Raw genomic sequence first — 18773 nt, forward strand, 5'->3', positions numbered from 1 at the left:
TTATAGTCGCTTACTGCGGCATAACCCATCCCTCAGCTTACGGCTAAAGAGGGAGCCTCCTCAATCACTTCATCTCTATCGCCCCCAAGAATTCCAACAGCGTGCAATCCAGTTGAAATGCCTCGGGTGGACATGATAATCGCAGATAACGGGCAAACGACAAGATCGATGAGGAACTGGCAAAAATCTTTGAAAATATATTCTGCTGCATTAAAAAAGAACGCTGCGCCATCTTCATTACCACACAACTTATTGATTCCCCATAATGCCCCAAATAGGATTAACACACTGCTCACAATAGCAGGTACAGCGACTGTTACAATGGGATCTAATATGGCCCAAATAATCTGTGCCATGGGTAAAAAGGTGTGACGCGCACAATAAATATACTCTTCTTTTGACTCATAAGGCTGAAAAAACATTTGTCTTACCGTACGACGCTCACGCAAAATCAAATCATCGCTATTCAAATGATTTTTAGTTACCTTTACCGCACCGGTTAAATAATCTATTGATAGTCCTAATGACATGATTTTCCCTTTGATAGAATGAACAAGATTGTTGAATATGTTTTAATTCAATAAAAAAAAAGATACAAGAGGTGCAACTGTTTTGGATGAAGATTCGAGGTGAGACTTATAGTTTTTTTCCTTCTTTATTTTCTTCATCAGGATTGAGTTTATCTATTTCTTGAATCTTTCCTTGTAGGTTGGACCGCCACATGCTGTTTTTTATCAAGCGATTGTGTCTTAGCTGGGTTTCTTCTTTTCGTTGCTCCCAATCGTGCTGCCAGTCCTTGCTTTCCCAAAAAGGGGAAACAGGCTTTAATTTGGTTGGATTAGACTGAGTATCAAGGCTTACAAATTTAACTGTATCCCGAGCAACTTGAGAAAATTCAGCGCCAAATTCCGTTGTGAGTTTATAGACCCTGCGTAACTCGGTTAGAGTAACCCACTTCTCATAAGGGTCTTCTTCTCTTTTGGCAATTTGCCGTGGTTCACAACTTTCATCACTGTTACCAATAACAAAAATTAAAGGAACTATGGGTTTTCCTTCTTTTTTCCTTTTATAATTTTCAACGACTAAATCATTTAGAATTAACTTATAAACACGGTACATCGAATAGGGAATATTATTGTGCAGCTCTTTGTGCTTCAAATCGTAATCGTCATAATTAAAGGCTTTGATTTTATTATTTGCATTGATGCCTTTATAGACTTCTTCATAGTCATATTTGCCAAAGCCAAATACCACTACTTCGCTACTCTCGCCACACAGGGCATTTACGGACTCTTGATCAATTTTCATAAGTTATGACACAAGACCAACATACTACAATTATAGACCAATAATTTATAGTAATTGTGTCAAGGCAACACCCATGGGTGGTTCTGTACTAGCGTGCAGAGACATCGAAGAACATTGATTGATTCCTGGGGATAAGAGAAGTGATGCCAGATTTAGTTTCGTAAAAAAAACGAGAATTGCTGTTGCTCTTAGATTTTTTTAATCACCAGCTGCATGCATTAATAGGAAGTCGGAAAAAAACTGATTCTTTTTAAGTAGGAATACGATAAATTAAGTAATCCCTAAAATATTCTTTGAGTAATTGCTCATGATCAAAGCCTTGGCGTGGATTAAGGAAGTCTATACGAATTGGCAAGAAGATCGCGTAGCAAGTCTTGCCGCTGCCCTTGCCTATTATACCTTGTTTTCCCTCGCCCCAATTTTACTAATTAGTATTACGATAGTAGGCGCATTATTTGGGGAAGAGGCGGCTCGCAGCCAAATAGTGTCTCAAATCACTATTTTAGTAGGAGAAGATGTTGCTTTAGAAGTTCAAGGAATCATTAAAAATTTGACCCTACCCACTACTTTCTTAAACGTACAAATCGTGAGTATTCTTATCTTACTATTCAGCGCTTCGGGTATTTTTAGTGAAGTGCAGGCCGGTTTAAATATTATTTGGGGAGTTAAATCAAATCCCCATAAAAAAAGATTTGCTTTCATCAAAAGTAGATTTCTATCCTTTACTATGGTGTTGATTTCAGCGCTGCTGCTGTTAATTTCTTTGGTGATAACTACCTTACTTGCCGCCTTAAGCAGTCGACTTCACTATTTTATAGGTATTAATATTTTTTCTGAATTAATAATGAGTTACTTCTTTTCTTTCATAATCGCCACCCTAGTCTTTGCACTGATGTTTAAACACTTACCCGACGTCAAACTTCAATGGAATAATGTGTGGGTAGGTGCCTTAAGTACCTCCTTACTCTTTATTTTAGGAAAAGTATTAATTGGTTTTTATTTACATCACGCCCATGTTGCTTCGATCTTTGGTGCGGCAGGTTCTTTAATAATCCTTCTAATTTGGGTTTATTATGCAGCTCAAATTTTCTTTATTGGCGCAGAAATAACAAAAATTTATTCTACTAAAAACAAAATCAAAATTACTCCGACGCGCAACGCCTCCCCTATCAAGTCAACGGAGGGATAAGCAAATATAATACTTAGTAAATAAGTGTATGATTTAACAAGAACTCTAAAAACTCCTGTTGCGGAAACGGTGAAATCAAGCTTTTGGCGGCTACCGCTGCTCATTTAATATGCTTCTATCTAGGGTAAAAAAACACAGTTGACTTTTTTTGAACATTCTGGTTTACTCATTTTGACTCAACTTACTCAATGTTGAATCAAGAAGTAAAAAGGAAGGATACAATTGCTTAGAATAATGCTATTGGAGAGCTAAACATCTTGTTGCATGTTCAAAAAAATTATCAATAAAAACAAAAATCAAGAGTGCTATTTAGATTATGGAAATTCAATCGTATACCACTCAAAGCTGTTGTGTGCTTATGGAATTTGACCTTACTTTATTCTATCTGGAAGTGAACTCTTAATAAAAACTGCGCCAGCGTGTTTTAAAAGCAGAACACCAAAATAGAATGTAAGTACCAGAAATTAAGGATAGAAAAATGATGGCGAGGTTTGCTCTATTTAGACCCACATCTTCGAAAGCTCCCTCTGCAATTCGAGATGTATATGCCGCTCATAAACCCCATATCCTCACCGGCTCTTATACCGGTAGTAGATGGCGTCATAGAAGCATGGGAAAAACATTGGATACCATCGAGGATTCCAATAAACTCCAGGAACTCCACAAACAGGCTCAATTCAATTTAGCTCAATGGGCACGAAATAAATTAGCGTCACCCAAATCGGTTGAAGTAATCCATAAAGATTGGGGGCTGGCAACACTTGAAGCCACCAGGAAGCATGGTAAACCGTATTCTGTACTCAATATGGCCAGTCCAGTATTCCCAGGGGGGGCTTCCCTGGAAGGCGGAAGTGCCCAAGAAGAAAATATGTGGCATCGGAGTACCTGTGCTCAATCCTTACTGGATAAAATAATATACGTCGATAAAGACACGATGACTTTTCGCTACCATGATACCGCCAGCAAATTGTTAGAAGCCAAGATTAAAATGACTGATGAAGAACGTGAAGTCCTAAAAAAACAAGTAGGGAAAACGGATTCCTCAGGACATAAAGTACTCTTTAGCCGAATACCTAGGATATGTTTCAGGGGGCCAGAAATAACTCTTCCTACTGATTCGAGTGATTTTACATCAGCAACTCGGGTTGCAGACAGCGACCTGAGTTATTCTTTTCTGCAGCCATCAGAGATCTTCCCATTTTTCGAATTAAGATCAGCAGCCCCTGAATTTGCCATCGAACCTCACGCGCTTACGCAAGAAGCCCGCGCACAATATGCAGCGGATTTGCGAAGACGCATCGCAGCCCAATTAGATACTTTAATTATTGAAGGGCAACCGAATGCAATTTTGGGTGCTTGGGGTTGTGGCGCATTTAAAAATGACCCTTCTATGGTGGCAAAGATTTATGGGGAAGAAATTGAAAAACGTGCCCATTTCTTCAACCATATTGTATTCCCTATAATTAACACGGGGTCGCATAATAATTTTGCCATATTTGAGCAACATCTAAATGGCATGAAACTTGGAGAGACTCATTCTGCAGTATCGACTTTGAAATTAGACTAAATGCCAGGTGTATCGTTTGATGCATTGCTCCAGCTGAGCCCCAAAAAACTTGGGGCTAAACCGGCTCAGCGTTCATGCTGGCTTGTGGAATCAATGCCCAACCCGCGACAGTGACTTACCCTAAACAAAAACGAAACCAAAAATAAAATAATTAGCCAAGATGCGCAAAATAACCCATAAGCGTCAAAATTTAATGATTTTGAAAAAAATAATTGCATTTTAATTAAGATTTATATTAACCTGATAGGGACTCATAGGAAAAGGAGATCACCATGGGTAAAAAAGCCACAAATGTTCCGCATGTAAATGGAAATAATAAAAGAAAACAACCTGATGCTCATCAAAAATCACCACTTTTCTTTAATCAAAAACAAAGAGCCCCATTATCAACCTCACAGAAAACTCAAACCCCACAAGAAGTTCAACCGCCCATTCAAGAGATAAGCTTACAGACTCCTACTGACTTTTTATTAGCTGCAATTTTACAGGAATTAAAAGTGCAAAATATGATTGAACTTAGCAAATTAAAAGCGCAACAACAACAAGAGGAATCGGAGAGAGAAGCTGCTGAAAAAATGCAAGAACAAGAGAGTGCCCGGTTCGAAGAAATCCGCAATTCAATGTATGTTTGATTTAAATCGCTATGCTCTCTCTCTTATCAATGTAGGCCAGTTTTAATCCTGGCCTACGTCGATTCATAAAAAAGTCTGTTCATTTCTTGAGCAATCAAAAAAAACGACTAAACTCATAAAATATGAGCAAACTAAGATACCGATACTTTGTATTGTAATTTGTATTTGAAAACTATTTGGCTATTCGGATGAACTCAAAGAAAAAAATTGAAAGTATGGTTGAGCTGTTCACAGACCGCTGTCTTATGAACCCATCAGCTCCATTGTATTACTTCTCTTCGACTGGATTGTTCGAAAACAGTGAATTACTCACCTACGGCGAACTGCAACAAAAAATCCACTCCTTAGCGGCATTAATTCAACAATACGTCAAACCAGGAGACCGCGCCTTGTTGATTTTTTCACCAGGAATGGATTATATAGTGACTTTTTGGGCGTGCTTTTTTGCGGGAGTACTTGCTGTACCTGCTTATCCCCCTTTCGATAAAAGTACTGTTGAAAAATTACAGGCAATTATTAATAACTCGCAGCCCGCTATTATTTTATCAAATACAGAAATCATACAAAAAATAAAAAAGCTGGGATTCATAAAAAATCTTGCCTCCATCCCCTTAATTCAGAAATTTGTTACTAAATTCTCAACCCAAGTGAATCATTTAATGGAATGGGATTTTCACCATTTTCGCTGGCTGGATATCAATAAAGCATCAGTGGATATGGCAAATTTATATAAGCCTGTATTACTTAAAAGCTCAGATGTGTGCTACTTGCAATATACATCGGGCTCAACGGCCATGCCTAAGGGCGTCATCGTACGACATGGAAACCTGTTGGATAACTTGAGCTTAGTCTATGAAACTATCGGTAAAACCAGCAATGAACGTATGGTTTCCTGGCTGCCTCCCTATCATGATATGGGACTGATAGGTAATTTGTTATTCCCAGTATATGCAGACTTTCGCATTTTTATGATGTCTCCCATTACATTCCTTAGGCATCCCTATCTATGGCTCAAGGCAATTTCTGATTTTGAGGCACATATCAGTGGTGGACCCAATTTTGCGTATGAACTTTGTGAAAAAAGAATTGATGAACAGATAATTGGAAACAACTTGCAATTACATTCATGGCGAGTCGCATACAATGGAGCGGAATACATTCACCATAGAACTTTAACTAATTTCCATAACAAATTTAGTAAATACGGCTTCCAAAAAAAATCATTTTATCCAATTTACGGTTTGGCAGAATCCACTGTATTTGTCAGTGGTCACAAAAATGGGAATGACCAGCCGCAACTATTAAGTGTAGATGTCGAGTCTTTACATCAAAATAAAGTAGTATTAACGGATCCTGTTGAAAATAATAGGCATGCTGTTTTAGTGGGATGTGGTAAACCGATGGTGCCTATAATGATCGCCTCTAAAGCCCCTTTTAGAAAGTGTGCAGAAGGCGAAATCGGAGAAATTTGGTTGCGTGGGCCTAGTGTTACCACTGGCTATTGGGAAAACGATGAGGCGACTAGGGATACATTTCATGCTGATTTAGAACATTCGGATGCCATGAAATATCTTAGAACTGGAGATTTGGGATTTTTATATAATGATAATTTATACATCACCGGAAGAATAAAAGAGCTCATCATAATCAACGGAAAAAATCATTATCCTTATGATATTGAACTATTTCTTGCTACATCCGATTCTCGTTTAAGAACAGGCTGTATTGCAGCATTTTCAATAAATGTCAGTGATTCCGAACAACTCGCACTGGTTGCCGAAGTGAAGCAACTTTATTCCGACCAAGAGCTTGAAGACATTGTAAATAAAATAAAAGCAAACATTAGTTCTAGTTTTGGCCTAACCCCTCACTTCATTGCGTTGTTACCCCCCAAGAAAATTCCTAAGACTACGAGTGGCAAGCTAAGAAGAAACATCATTAAAAAATTAGTGGCTGACAATGAACTCAATGCTTTTTATGTTTGGCAATCTGAAAGTGGGAACGATGATGAGTAAAGATCAGTTAAGTATTCGTGAGATTGAGGATTATTTACAAAGAAATGTAGCAACCATTCTAAACCAGCCTCAGGAGAATATTGATATAAGCGCTCCATTAACACGTTTTGGTTTTGATTCTTTACATATTCAACACTTCATTGCAAATATTGAAGATGACTTTCAGATGCCCATTGATAATGAGTTAATCATTAATTTCGAGAATATCCAAGAGCTTGCGAGCTATCTATTGGAGTGTATTAAGGAACAGCAATTAAAGCCTGATCTAAGTAAGCGGCATGGTTTTTCAGAAACGCAACAAAAGAAAATAGAAACAACTGAAGCAAATTATACTGAATTTAAAACATATCCTCCGTACCTTCATCTAAAAAACATGCAAGCGCAGTTAGGGGATAATATTTTTTTTGATGCCCAACAAGGAATCTCTGAAAATACCTGCATCATCAATGGAAAAGAATACATTAATTTTACCTCTTATAATTACCTAGGCTTGGCTTCTCATCCAGAGATTATCTCCGCAAGTTGTGATGCAATCAGAAAATATGGAACCTCTGTTTCTGCAAGTCGACTCGTATCAGGACAAAAGATAATTCATCAGGAGCTAGAGAATGAATTAGCAAAACTGCTCGGTGTTGAAGATGCACTAGTTTTTACGAGCGGCCATGCTACCAACGTGATGACTATTGCCCATCTCTATGGACCTGATGACTTGATTTTACATGATGAGCTTGCCCATAACAGTCTGGTACTCGGTGCGGTTTATTCTAAAGCCACCCGCATTGCGTTCCCTCACAACGATTGGCAGGCGGTTGATACTATTTTAACTAAAGATCGAGGTTTTTATAAAAGGGTATTAATTGTTATTGAGGGTATTTACAGTATGGATGGTGATATCGCCCCGCTTCATCATTTTATACAGGTAAAAAACCGCCATGCTGCTTGGCTGATGATAGACGAGGCTCATTCCATGGGCGTTCTTGGGAAAAACGGTAGAGGTATTTCTGAGCACTATGGCATTAATCCCAAGGATGTAGAAATATGGATGGGAACTTTAAGCAAAGCTTTTGCAAGCTGCGGTGGATATATAGCCGGGACCAAGGAACTGATAGAGTACTTAAAATATACCTGTCCAGGATTTGTATTTTCAGTAGGGCTGCCCCCCGCAAATACAGCCGCTGCGTTATCATCTATAAGAACGATGGCAAAAGAGCCTGAACGAATTAACCGGCTAAATGATTTAAGCCGATTAGCGCGAAAAACCGCCTTGGACTATGGATTTAATATAGGATTAAATGAGCATACCCCCATTTTACCCATTATTTTGGGTGACTCACAAAAATGCATCCAGACCTCAAGGCAATGTTTTAACCGTGGAGTAAATGTGAAGCCGATTATTTATCCCGCAGTTCCTGAAAATTCCGCTCGCTTACGCTTTTTTATCACTGCGACACATACACCAGAGCAAATTCTCAAATCGTTTGCAATTTTATCTGAGTCAATTCGTGCTTAAAGAGGGTTAACCAATTTTGGCAGCAATTTCCCGATTACGGATGATGCAAGTGGAGCTAACCTGGCCGACGTGTGATTCGCGGTTATCGATCAGTTAAACCAGTTAGCGGAAGTTTTAGAAGACTTACTGCATTTTAAACGTCTTTCTCAAAGCATGAGCGCTCAAGCAATCCGTTCATCTGTCTGTATTCTATACTTAAAAAGGATATCTCATGGTAAAAAACCATCTGCATTTAAGTTTTTAAAAAGAGAGCCAACCAAGCAAAAAAAATGAGTACCCGAAATTAAGGATTGTAACATGCTATCAAGAACGCTGTTTAGAAGAATACCCAAAGCCCCAGCTCTAATCAAAGAGGTGCATGCCGCACACGCACCCAGCCTGGTCCGCGGCAGCCTAACTGGGGAAAGATGGCGGCATAAAAGTATGGGCAAAACATTAGAGTGCATCATTGATAAGGAAAAACTCAAAGAACTACATACACAAGCACAATTTAACTTAAGTCAATGGGAACAAAAAAAAGTATCTCCTCCCAAATCAGTTGAAGTCGTTCCTAAAGATTGGGGGCTTGCAACACTTGAAGTGACCAAAAGACATGGCGTCGCTTATTCTGTACTGAATATGGCTAATCCTGAGTTCCCTGGAGGGGCTGCTTTGGAAGGTGGCAGTGCTCAAGAAGAAAATATGTGGCATCGAAGCACCTGTGCTCAATCCTTACTGGACAAAATAATTTATCTAGATAAAGAGACTATGATGTTTCGCTACACTAATACGGCAAAAAAATTATTAGAAGCCAAGATCAAAATGACGGATAAAGAATATGAAGTCTTAAAGCAACACAACAGCCATGCAGATGTTGTAGCCTATAAAGTATTATTTGATCGCCAGCTCAGAATATGTTTCAGAGGGCCAGAAGTAGTCCCCGTAACCTCTGGTTTTGATGACGAAGGGGCCAGTAAACTCGCTGCAGACAGCGGCCTGAGTTATTCCTTTCTTCATCCCGCCTCGATTTTCCCCTTTTATGAATTAAGATCAGCAGCTCCAGAATTTTCCATTGAACCACACGACTTGGCTCCCAAGGCTTTGCAACAATACACCACTGACTTGAGGAGACGCATTGCGGCCCAATTAGACACATTAATCATTGAAAACAAAAAACACGTGATTTTAGGAGCCTGGGGTTGTGGGGCATTTAAAAATGATCCATCAGTAGTGGCCCAAATATACGCCGAGGAAATTGAAAAACGTGCCCATTTTTTCGACCATATCGTGTTTCCTATCATTAACACCGGTCCACATGATAATTATACCGTATTTGACCAATGCCTCACAGGCATGAAACTTGGAGAGATGCATTCGCCCCTCGTGAAACTTTGAGATTGCAAAAATCAGCTTATTTTGCTGCTGCTCAAACGATACAGATTAGCCCCTCACATCTAATGGTTAATAATTTGCTCAAATGAACAAAAAAGATTGTAGAAGATTGCTAAAGACATTATATTGGGCAATTCAAGGAACAAGCTGCCACTGTTTTAATCATGCCCTATTCTGAATTAAACGAAATTTGTTTGGAATCAAAAACGATAATACTCGGTCATCATAAAGCACATATTGGTGGCACCACCATGCCCTGGAGTGCGCTCAATGAACGCGATGCAACCGGAGCGGACATTCTCCCCAAAAAAATTGCCGATTCGGTCCTCTTTGCACATTTTGTATCGGATACTGCTCGTAGTGAAGCGTATCAAGAATCCCATTGGAAGATTCATCTAAGCATTCATCCTTATGACCTTGCAAAGGCATGGGATATTATTTGCCCTATACTACTCGCGCGACAAGTTCCCTGTTTTAAAACAACTCGATTAGCGCCCGCGCAAATTATGCTGGAAGAGATGAAAAAAGTTAGCGAAGACTTTTTAAGTCAACGTAACCTGACGCTAGACGATAAAAATCAAGCGATTCAGGATATAGTACGGGTACTCCATGGGATGCAAATTACCATTTACATCGAAGAAGACAAGGAACAAGACTACAACAATCTTTTGGAGCAGATTGAACCATTGCTTTATAAAGCGGGAATTCGTCCTGGTGTCATTGATAGGAGTGACCGTGCAATAGGAATATACAGCTCTATCCGTCATATTGGCCCGGGCTACACCACTCACGAAAAAGCTGCTAGATATAAGTCCGTTGAAGTCACAGATCCCTTCAAACCCATCAAAACTAAATGGCATGATGTCCAAATAAAGTGGCACGGTTTAGATTACCCAAGACACCTTGCGAAAGTCAAAATGACATTGCAACAGGTTGTGGATGGAAAAAGCAAATATGAGCAAGGCATCATTACCAAACGTGAATTTTTGCAAATTTGTGCGGTCGCAACTGAATTTTTCGCACGTTGGCGTCATTTACTTTCGAAAGCTCCTGACAAAACCACTTTATCCAGTAAAAATTGGGCTTCCTTCAATCACTTCAAAACATGGGTTGATGACAGTTATCAGTTGATGCCTCTACTTCGCGAGAATAACATCAAAAAAATTAAAGATGCAGAAAATATTCTCTTGCAGACATCACAAATTCATGAGGTAAAGGAGGAGCCATTAAGAAAACTTAAAAGACAAAATGCACGAATTGGTTTTATACAACCGAAAATATCCCAAGCAAATCCCGATCCTGGACGCATGACGCTCCCGCCAAGAGATACAAAACACCATGAAAGTACGACAGGAATTTTGACCCAGTTGTATGAGTATCGAAAAGAAACATTCAGAAAACTGAGAACAAAGTCTGAGCCAAAGCTCGAGAAATTAAGCAACAAATCCATGGGCCAACCCGAGCCAGTCTATAAATCACCTGCTTTAAAAATCACCGCCAAAACCAAACCAACACGAGGGAATTCTCCAGGATTTTTGGAACCTTTGATGAGGAAATTGAGCGATGGACACGACTGTACCCTTGCAGGTATTTCAGTGGGGATCATTATCACTATCTTACTTGCAAAATTTACTTTAGGATTAGCGCTCATCATCCCTCCTTTAGTTGGAGCACTCATCGGCAGTATATACGATTGTCACCTTGATCAACCCACTGACTCCGCCTCAACACCAACCGTTGTCAAGAAAGCAGATGCGATTACATTAAGACATGTGACTTCTACAAAAAAGGAACGCACTCTTGCAAGCTCAATGCCTAATTTACCAACCATGCTCTACAACTCTTCAGCAGGGATAAGAATGTATGAGCCTCAAGAGCCCAAAATCGATCAAGGTGATCCTCATAAAATGCCTACTCCGCTTATGTAATTTGCTTGATCCATTGGTCTTTTTAGACCATATCAAGAAAATTTTGTGATGCGATGAAGCGGAAGCCCCTTTTATTCTATCTTTCTTAATTCAAGCTACACTTGTTATATAAGTCCTATTTAAGGAAGTAAAGGGAATGAGTAACAAAGCACCCGTGATTATTGGTGATGTAAAAATCAAACCTGGAGAAAGGAAAACCGTTTTATTACCCATGCCCAAGTTATATGACTGGACACCCATCAGTTTACCAATACATGTCATTAATGGTGTGGAGGAAGGTCCTTCATTATGCATTACTGCCGCAATACATGGTGATGAAATCAACGGTGTTGAGATCATCAGGCGCTTCTTGAAAAAAAAGGGACTAAAAAGGATCAAGGGGAACATCATTGCGATTCCTATTGTAAATGTATATGGGTTCTTGTACCAAAAGCGCTACCTGATGGATCGAAGAGACTTAAATCGATCATTTCCTGGCAACTCCAATGGCTCACTGGCAGCCATTCTTGCAGAAATCATCAGCAAACAAATTTTATCCCAATCTACCCATGCGATTGACCTGCATACGGGCTCGAACCATCGTTTTAATTTGCCTCAGATTAGAGCAAACCTAGATATGCCAGGTATTGAAGAATTGGCCCTGGCGTTTAATGTTCCTGTAATCCTGCACTCAACTTTTAGAGATGGTTCAATGCGCGAATATGCCAATGAACAGGGTATCCCCATCTTTGTTTATGAAGGGGGAGAGTCTTTGCGGTTTGATGAGCTTTCCATCAGAACTGGAATTAATGGGATTTTAAGTGTTATGGGCGCATTAGGGATGATCCAACCAGGAAAATTCCGGGTAAAAAAATGCACCCCCACGGTATCCAGAAACAGTTATTGGATTAGAGCCCCAATAAGCGGCATTCTAAGACACATCAAAAAATCGGGAAATCGGGTAGCTAAAGGACAAACGATTGCGGTCATTGCCAATCCAACCAGTACGGAAGAATACCGATTAAAGTCGCCTATTTCCGGCATTATTATTGGTGAAAATATGTTACCTCTGGTGCATTCGGGACAAGCTTTATTCCATATCGCAAGTTTTGAAAAATTAACCATCGTTGAAGAACAATTGGAAAATCTGCAAGAAGCATTTGATCTGAACGACTATGAAGATTAACTCCATCAAAAGTAATCAAGCCAAAAACGTAATAAAGTAGTTACCGCTTGGGGGGATTCCATAGGCGACATATGTCCCGAGTCTTCAATAATCGCTAATTTAGCATTGGGAAGGTGATCGCACAGTTCCTGATGGGTCGTCAAAGAAAAATTTTTATCTTGGCGAGCATGAATCACCAGGGTAGGCATGGTCAAAGAGGAGAGAAAGGAACGACAATCTTGGCGCGCTAAAAGGATCTTTTGTTGTGCAATGAAAGTGTGTTGGCCAACACTTAAAAACATGGAATAAACATTTTTTTTGACTCGCGCATCAGCAACATAATCATCTGCAAGTGCGGCAGCGACTGTCTCAAATTCTCCTTGTTCAGACTTTTTAATCATCGAAATTCTTTTTTGATGTTTTTCCTGGGAATCGGGTTGTGCCGATGTATTTAACAAACATAGTTTTAAAATGCGTTCAGGGACTCTCCTGGCAAGCTCCAATGCCAGCCATCCCCCCATTGAATGTCCCGCCAAGAAAAAATCACCTTCCACTTGATTTAAAATCTCTTGGATTAATTCTTCAGTGCTACTTCTCACTAATGCGATGCTTTGACAGCGCACAAGATCCTGCAAATGATTGGTTTGATAGGACCAAACGCGCTGGTCCGATAAAACCCCAGGTAAAAAAATTAATGTCTTTCGCGGCACAATTGCCCCTCTCAAATAAGATAAATGCTTTTAGATAATAGCAATAAAAAAAAGAAAAACAGGGATATCCTTTATCCTCTTCATGGCTTTTGACTCAATACCCTGGGAAGTCTAAATGATAATTTCTCAATTAATATGGCCTTAGTGCAATAGAAAATAAGAAAAAAATTCGTTGCATTCGAGAATAGGCGAAAGTCAATTAAAAGTATAAAATTTATCAACGCACTTTATTTGCCTTGCAAGGTTTTTTGTCTATGCCGCATAAATCATTGGATACTTATTTAAGCTTATGTACTCAAGTCTATGATTTGAGCAAGCCTCTCCCCCCTAAGGATGCTTGGGATTTTTATCTAAGTTATGCACAAGAAGCAAATGGTCCTATTTTGGAGCCTATGTGTGGCACTGGTCGCTTTCTGCTGCCGATGCTCAGCGAAGGATTTGATGTCGAAGGGTTCGATGCAAGCCAATCGATGCTGGATGCGCTACATGCTAAAGCAAGGGCGCAACATCTAAATCCCAATATCTGGCATGGATACCTTGAGAGACTCCAGCAAGCAAAACAATACAGTTTAATCTTTATTCCTAGTGGTTCGTTTGGTCTAATTATTGATTTGGCTACGGTGAAGCACGCGTTACACGTGATGTACGATCATTTAAAAGAAAATGGTTGCTTGATCTTTGAAACAGAAACCTTCAATGCCGTTCCCAAAGAATTAGGCATTTGGCGTGGTTCACGTTGGCATCGAGCCGATGGACAAATCATTTTGCTCAGTCAACTGGCTCTACTCCAAGAATCAATTTGCTATTCAATTGGCAAATATGAGTTAGTTGAAGCCAATCAACTGATAAAAACAGAAATCGAGGAATATAAAATTCGGCTTTATGATGATCCATCCCTGTTACTGGATTTATTGCATGAAACGGGTTTTAGAGCAATTCGCATGCTTAAAGCATTTGATAGATCTGCATCCCCAGATAAAAATGACGAGACGGTTATCTATGAATGTAGAAAGTAATCCAGCGTTTCTTTGGGCACTAAATTACCTAAATCAACAGGGCTATTCCATCCAAGGATCGTTGAAACAAATGCACCATGCTTCCTGGGCCAAGGTGCATCAAATTACGACGAGCAAAGGATTTTTTTATTTAAAACAAATACCGGAGGTATTTGCGATTGAGCCTAATTTATTATTATACCTTCGAAGTTTTTTTCCGGCTTTAGTACCTGAAGTACTGAGTGCTAATTTCGGTTTAGGTTGCTTTTTGATGAGCGACAGGGGGACGACACTTCGAGAAAGTATGGCAATAAACTATCCACTTGAACTCGCCAAAGAAGCGCTTCAATGTTATGCAACCATGCAAATAGGTCTTATTAGTCAAATCGACTCCTTACTGGCGCTAGGGGTTCCTGATTGGCGCCTGACTAATTTACCGGGTTTATATTTAAAATTTTTGGCGGAGTCTGCTTTTTTAAAAGAGGATGGTTTGCTTATAAATGAATGGCAGCAACTTATCGCTTTGCACCCAAAAGTAGTAGCGCTTTGCCAGCAATTAAGCGAATATGCAATTCCTGAAACCATAGAACACAGTGATTTTCACGAGAATAATATTCTGCATCAAGTGCAGCATCTCACAATTATTGATTGGGGTGAAAGCGTTATTTCCCACCCATTTTTCTCTCTCATTTCATTTTTGATGGACATGATGCACCAGCATCAGATCAGCGAACACAGTGAACTCTATGGCATATTACGTGATAGCTATTTGAATCATTGGCAGGCTTTTGAACCTCAAGAGCGATTATTGGAGGCATTCGCATTGGCAAAACGTTTAAATCCAATTAAATATTGCTTAAGTTTTTATCGCTTAACCCAATGTCCTGGATGGTATCCCATGGCGCGTCATCAAGGACGCATAGCGAAAGTACTGCGCACGTTCATCCAGTCAGAAATAAAAGATTAGCTCCCTTCTCCCCATGGGGAGAAGGTGCCCGCAGGGTGGATGAGGGTATTGATTGCCGGCAATTGGCCCTTCACCCCTCTCTCACCGCAGGGAGAGGGATTGGCTTTCATTTTTCTTTCTGTATTTTACAACGCAATAATTTCCAATAACCAAACAAATTGGTCTTTCGAGAATCCAACAGGATTAATGGCTTGTAATCAAGAAGAGATTGGACTGAAAAATCGGATTTAAAACCAACAAGCTCATTAACACGCGCAAATATTCGCTCAAAAAAACGAATTACAGAATGTTCAGAAGCAAAATGATTGACAAAGATAATCTCTGCCGTAGGCTTGGCAACGCGTGTTAATTCGCGCAAAAAAGCATTCACATCAGGAACTACTGAGGCCACATACATGGCCACTATAAAATCAAAACTGTTATCAGGAAACTCTAAATGGGCCGCATCCATTATCTTTAACTGCACTCGCTCTTCGAGGTTATTTTTTACCACCTGCTCCTCTGCTTTTTCCAACATTTTTTCAGAAATATCGATTCCCGTAATGTGTAAATCGGCACGATACAGCGGTAAAGACAAACCCGTCCCAATACCAATTTCAAGCACGGTAGCGTTTTGCCTTGCTGCTTTGTTGACTACATCGGTACACAAAGAACGACCTGGGTTAAAAATCGAACCAAACAAAAAATCGTAGAATGAAGCGTAAACATTATAAACTTTTCTTATTGAGGCGACAGACATGACAAACTCCATAAAATGCGAATAATTTAATAATTAAATTATGGGTTCCTACTTATTTAATATAGACCTTAAAAGCAAAAAAAAAATACTTTTAACTCCTTGTTTTAGAATTCTATTTCCAATAATTAAATAATAAGCCAGATTCTCCAAACACGGGATCACTTGGGGGTAATCTAACGCGCTTTATCTGCTCGTCGACCTGGGGGTGTTCCTCTGCCATACCATACTTCATATCAGAATCGATATTGCCGGGATATGCGCCAATACATTTAAAGCCTGGGGATAAATGCACACTTTTATGTGCTACTCCCGCAGGAATAATTACGACATCCCCCTGACTCACTTCATAAATCGTGCCCTCATCCCCTCCAAATTGAACGGTACCGGCTCCTTCAATCATAACCAATACTTCATGCGTTGTACTGTGATAATGATGGTAGTCGTAAATCGAACCAACCCATGATTGTCCCCAGTGATTTCGCTGTAACACTTTTTGTATGGCATGCACTGACTGATTGGCGATTGCAAATGTCTGTCTGTAGACTAACAACGGAAAACGAGGGTTATTTGGAAAAAACCCATTCGGGAGAATAAGTTCATGGAATAATTCGGGTGGGGATTGTGGCGTTTGTGCATCCATTTTTTATGCTTGGCCCTCTATGGCGATTTTGACTCAAAACTATCGCTTGGATACCTCTCTAGGAGAGGTATTGGGCGATAAATGTTTAGGGAGGGGTCGGTGCAGTATATTCCACCTGTTCCTCTTCCTTTTTTGGGGAAAAAAAACGCCCCCATTGTTTTTCTCTTCTTGCTATAATTCCATCGGCATAACCTGTTTCAGGTCGTTGCCTTATTAAGGCGTCTTGATATTGCAAGCGTTCTTGTCCTTGATAAGAATCGGGATCATCTGAGGTAAGTTGACCGTTTGGAGCAATATAGGCTACTGATAATTGGCGTTTAAGACCTGGAGGGATAAGTCTTTTTTCCTGTGGTTTACCTGAGTTCTCTTTTTGCTTCAACATCATAATCTCCTTTATTCTGAAATTAAAAATCCACACGCTTTTTTTAAACTTTATATCAAATCTAAAGAAATGAAACAATGCGATTCAGTTTGATCAATAATAAAATTACTGACAAAATACCTTTCAGCTTGTTTATTTAATTCAGGTTGCTTTATTTAAAATGTCATTAAAAATTGACTTAAACCATCCCATTTTTTTGTTAAAAAATAAAATTCAGGAAGTCAGTAAAAATTTATTGGACGCATTTGGATTTAATTATTTTCAATATTTACGATGTTTTGCGGATGGCTCAATTAATTGTTTAACGAACAATACCGGTCTCTTTGAATACTTCCAACACATTGAAAATGAACCGGTTGTGTTCTCATCGTTTGAAAACGATCATGAAAAATCTCACTCATACTGGTTTCTTTGGGATGAAGAATTGCCGAGTACGCCAGTGCAAATTGCCCGCGAAAAATTTAATATGCACAATGGGCTGACCTTAGTCCGCCGCAGCAAAAATTATTACGATATGATTGCGGTTGCCTTACCCTATGAACAAGAAAATGCGGGCTCTTTTTATCTCAATAAACTCAAAGCAATTGAGCAGTTTATTTTTGATTTTGATCTTCAGAACAAAGAGTTAATCCAAGAACTGAATAAAAACCCAGTCGCTTTACCGGAAGCCTATCGTGATGTGAATTACCAAGATATTTGCCTCACTCAAGGCCGAATCCCTGTGATTGGAAAAAGTGGAACCACCTACCTCACGGTACAAGAATTAACCTGTCTCAGATTATTACTACAAGGAGCAACCCACAAACAAATCGCTCAATTTCTTGAGCTTTCGCCTCGAACTGTAGATACCTATTTGCTGCGTATCAAACAACGCACAGGATATTTATCCAAATGGGAAATGGAGCGGATGTTGTCTCTATGTTCGGCACTGTAGGGTTTTACCGTTGTCCGTGTTCATAACGGACAGACAACTTTTTTATCGTTTTCTATACTCCGTCAAAAATTGATTCAGGAGAATAACTTATGAAACGTCCAGAAATAAAACCTGCAGAGCAACTCTTTAAACAATTTTGTGATGGATACGAACAGCGTAATTTACCTTTGTTACTCAGTCTTTTTACTCAAAATTCGAATGTTTGGGGATCGGCACTGGATGAATATCGTATCGGCTTAAAGGAAATAGAAGCTCAATTTAGAAGGGACTGGAGCCAATCAGAGCAGGGTAAAATAGAAATAATTCGTTTTGTTCCAACCCCTGATGATGCCCTTTGGGCTGCCGCAATATGTAATGCACGCATTACCATCGAAGGCAGCGAGCATCTATTCGAACATTTACGCGGTACCCTAACCATCGAAAAAGAGGAGGGAATATGGAAGATTGCACACATGCACTGCTCTTTCCCTGATTATCGAAATCCTGAACAGCGATCTTTTCCAGTAGGAAATGAATAATGAAGATTTAACTGATGTTTTAGCTTGGGTGTAAGTCCGAAAAACCGAAACCGGTTAATCGCCTATGCTCAGGCTAGAAGTTATTGTATCACTGAGATTCTATCCGTTTTTTACCGAATTAATAATCACTACTCGTTTCATTTTTTTTAGCTTTTTTATTGAGAAAAAACAAAAATCTCTAAATTGTCTATACTTATTCTGTCCTGTTAATAAAAGTGACAGCC

The 18773-nt window shown here is 39.5% G+C and carries 18 protein-coding genes; 12 read left to right on the forward strand and 6 right to left on the reverse strand.

Going from position 1 to position 18773, the window contains the following annotated elements; genetic code table 11:
- Window positions 1-32: 32 nt before the first annotated feature.
- Both OQJ13_RS08480 and OQJ13_RS08485 read right to left on the reverse strand, forming a co-directional pair.
- Window positions 33-530, reverse strand: a complete 498-nt coding sequence (locus tag OQJ13_RS08480; protein ID WP_265710437.1) for a hypothetical protein — start codon at window positions 528-530, stop codon at window positions 33-35.
- A gap of 106 nt (window positions 531-636) precedes the next feature.
- Window positions 637-1308 carry a hypothetical protein gene (locus OQJ13_RS08485; protein ID WP_265710438.1) on the reverse strand — a complete coding sequence of 224 codons (672 nt, stop codon included), beginning with the start codon at window positions 1306-1308 and terminating at the stop codon, window positions 637-639.
- 307 nt (window positions 1309-1615) lie between these two features.
- Here OQJ13_RS08485 and OQJ13_RS08490 point away from each other — a divergent pair, with 307 nt between their 5' ends.
- The 8 genes from OQJ13_RS08490 (at window position 1616) to OQJ13_RS08525 (ending at window position 12685) form a co-directional block, all read left to right on the forward strand.
- Window positions 1616-2497 (forward strand): YihY/virulence factor BrkB family protein, encoded by an 882-nt coding sequence (locus OQJ13_RS08490; protein ID WP_265710439.1) that lies wholly within the window; start codon window positions 1616-1618, stop codon window positions 2495-2497.
- A gap of 478 nt (window positions 2498-2975) precedes the next feature.
- Complete coding sequence (locus OQJ13_RS08495; protein WP_265710440.1) at window positions 2976-4064, forward strand: poly(ADP-ribose) glycohydrolase domain-containing protein; 1089 nt, start codon at window positions 2976-2978, stop codon at window positions 4062-4064.
- Window positions 4065-4336: 272 nt separating this feature from the next.
- Complete coding sequence (locus OQJ13_RS08500; RefSeq protein WP_265710441.1) at window positions 4337-4696, forward strand: hypothetical protein; 360 nt, start codon at window positions 4337-4339, stop codon at window positions 4694-4696.
- A gap of 188 nt (window positions 4697-4884) precedes the next feature.
- On the forward strand, window positions 4885-6711 hold the full coding sequence (locus tag OQJ13_RS08505; RefSeq protein WP_265710442.1) for a fatty acyl-AMP ligase: 1827 nt from the start codon (window positions 4885-4887) through the stop codon (window positions 6709-6711).
- Window positions 6701-8221 carry an aminotransferase class I/II-fold pyridoxal phosphate-dependent enzyme gene (locus OQJ13_RS08510; protein ID WP_265710443.1) on the forward strand — a complete coding sequence of 507 codons (1521 nt, stop codon included), beginning with the start codon at window positions 6701-6703 and terminating at the stop codon, window positions 8219-8221. The genes OQJ13_RS08505 and OQJ13_RS08510 overlap by 11 nt, the downstream gene beginning before the upstream one ends.
- Before the next feature lie 297 nt (window positions 8222-8518).
- A complete protein-coding gene (locus OQJ13_RS08515) occupies window positions 8519-9595 on the forward strand; it encodes a poly(ADP-ribose) glycohydrolase domain-containing protein (RefSeq protein WP_265710444.1) in 1077 nt (358 codons plus the stop codon).
- Window positions 9596-9756: 161 nt separating this feature from the next.
- Entirely contained in the window at window positions 9757-11520 is a 1764-nt protein-coding gene (locus OQJ13_RS08520) for a hypothetical protein (protein ID WP_265710445.1), read from the forward strand.
- 136 nt (window positions 11521-11656) lie between these two features.
- Window positions 11657-12685 carry a succinylglutamate desuccinylase/aspartoacylase family protein gene (locus OQJ13_RS08525; protein WP_265710446.1) on the forward strand — a complete coding sequence of 343 codons (1029 nt, stop codon included), beginning with the start codon at window positions 11657-11659 and terminating at the stop codon, window positions 12683-12685.
- 5 nt (window positions 12686-12690) lie between these two features.
- On the opposite strand, the gene OQJ13_RS08530 is transcribed toward OQJ13_RS08525, so the two are convergent.
- Window positions 12691-13374 carry an alpha/beta fold hydrolase gene (locus OQJ13_RS08530; protein ID WP_265710447.1) on the reverse strand — a complete coding sequence of 228 codons (684 nt, stop codon included), beginning with the start codon at window positions 13372-13374 and terminating at the stop codon, window positions 12691-12693.
- Between the two features lie 254 nt (window positions 13375-13628).
- Between OQJ13_RS08530 and OQJ13_RS08535 the strand changes: the two genes are divergently transcribed.
- A complete protein-coding gene (locus OQJ13_RS08535) occupies window positions 13629-14390 on the forward strand; it encodes a class I SAM-dependent methyltransferase (RefSeq protein ID WP_265710448.1) in 762 nt (253 codons plus the stop codon).
- Window positions 14374-15336 (forward strand): phosphotransferase, encoded by a 963-nt coding sequence (locus OQJ13_RS08540; RefSeq protein WP_265710449.1) that lies wholly within the window; start codon window positions 14374-14376, stop codon window positions 15334-15336. Before OQJ13_RS08535 ends, OQJ13_RS08540 begins: the two co-directional genes overlap by 17 nt.
- A gap of 106 nt (window positions 15337-15442) precedes the next feature.
- Here OQJ13_RS08540 and OQJ13_RS08545 read toward each other — a convergent pair whose 3' ends face one another.
- From OQJ13_RS08545 to OQJ13_RS08555, 3 genes are all read right to left on the reverse strand, one after another.
- Window positions 15443-16075 carry a class I SAM-dependent methyltransferase gene (locus OQJ13_RS08545; protein ID WP_265710450.1) on the reverse strand — a complete coding sequence of 211 codons (633 nt, stop codon included), beginning with the start codon at window positions 16073-16075 and terminating at the stop codon, window positions 15443-15445.
- Between the two features lie 112 nt (window positions 16076-16187).
- Window positions 16188-16715 carry a cupin domain-containing protein gene (locus OQJ13_RS08550; RefSeq protein WP_265710451.1) on the reverse strand — a complete coding sequence of 176 codons (528 nt, stop codon included), beginning with the start codon at window positions 16713-16715 and terminating at the stop codon, window positions 16188-16190.
- A gap of 85 nt (window positions 16716-16800) precedes the next feature.
- The gene (locus tag OQJ13_RS08555) at window positions 16801-17100 is read right to left on the reverse strand and encodes a hypothetical protein (protein ID WP_265710452.1); all 300 of its coding nucleotides are present in this window, start codon (window positions 17098-17100) and stop codon (window positions 16801-16803) included.
- A gap of 157 nt (window positions 17101-17257) precedes the next feature.
- Here OQJ13_RS08555 and OQJ13_RS08560 point away from each other — a divergent pair, with 157 nt between their 5' ends.
- Together OQJ13_RS08560 and OQJ13_RS08565 are read left to right on the forward strand one after the other, a co-directional pair.
- Window positions 17258-18031, forward strand: a complete 774-nt coding sequence (locus OQJ13_RS08560; protein WP_265710453.1) for a helix-turn-helix transcriptional regulator — start codon at window positions 17258-17260, stop codon at window positions 18029-18031.
- An 89-nt stretch (window positions 18032-18120) separates the two neighbouring features.
- Window positions 18121-18549, forward strand: a complete 429-nt coding sequence (locus OQJ13_RS08565) for a nuclear transport factor 2 family protein (RefSeq protein WP_265710454.1) — start codon at window positions 18121-18123, stop codon at window positions 18547-18549.
- The last annotated feature ends 224 nt before the right edge of the window (window positions 18550-18773 follow it).

The sequence above is a fragment of the Legionella sp. PATHC035 genome, from assembly GCF_026191115.1.
In the GTDB taxonomy this organism is placed as follows: domain Bacteria; phylum Pseudomonadota; class Gammaproteobacteria; order Legionellales; family Legionellaceae; genus Legionella.